The sequence below is a fragment of the Campylobacter sp. TTU_617 genome (assembly GCF_016599045.1).
Lineage (GTDB): Bacteria > Campylobacterota > Campylobacteria > Campylobacterales > Campylobacteraceae > Campylobacter_D.
On record NZ_JAENKV010000038.1, the window covers coordinates 1 to 880 of the forward strand.

1 pseudogene is annotated in these 880 nt (G+C 21.4%); it reads left to right on the top strand.

Annotated features, from left to right (window positions below):
* Positions 1-109: 109 nt before the first annotated feature.
* Positions 110-880: pseudogene (locus GQV94_RS07595) on the top strand (DUF2972 domain-containing protein); the annotation flags it as partial.

Genomic DNA, 880 nt, shown 5'->3' on the forward strand with positions numbered 1-880 from the left:
GGGGGGGGTATAATCAAATTTTAAAATCATAAACTATTATTATAGAATAAATTTTATATTAATTTTTATAATTAATATAATAACCATTTTTACTTATAAAGGAACAATAATGCAAGATAATGCTTCACATAGAATTAAAAATACTCTCTCTTATAAACTTGGACTAGCTTTAATTAATTTTGATAAAAAAATAAAAAATAATAATATTCTGGGGGGGGGGATTGAATATTTAAAGCTTATAAAAGAACTTTACACCTTAAAAAGAACGCATCAAAAAGAAAAAAAACTTTATAAACAAATTATACAAGCTTTTCCACAATTAACTTATATACCTTTAAAAGATTGTAAAGATTATAAAGAAGCTTTAAAGCTTAAACTACATCTTTGTTATTTTTTGGGAGAAACTTTAATTAAAACTCACAAGAATTGGTATAAAGGATCTTATCTTTTCTTACTTAAAGAATTTAAACAAGCTAAAAATAATTATACAAGTATTAAAGAACTTTTGGATACTTTAAATTTATATACCACTTCTTTAAACCCTAATGTTTATGAAAACATATTAAATCATATTGATTTTTTTACAAATAAAAGTTATCAAAAAAAGCTTCATAAATTAATTAATCTTCATAAAGATTATGAAAGTTTAATAAGTGTTATATTAAATAATCTTAGCTTTGTTATAAAACACTTTGAAATTATAAACGAATGGCTTAGTTCAAATGATTTTAAAATAAGATATAAAGATGAAAATCATCCTTATCCTTCTTTACTTGATTCAAATAAATTAAAAGATATAAATGAAGAATTAAATTATCATACTATTGATGCTAATCTTGCTTGGGATTTAAACTTACCTTTGCCTGATAATTATGAGTTT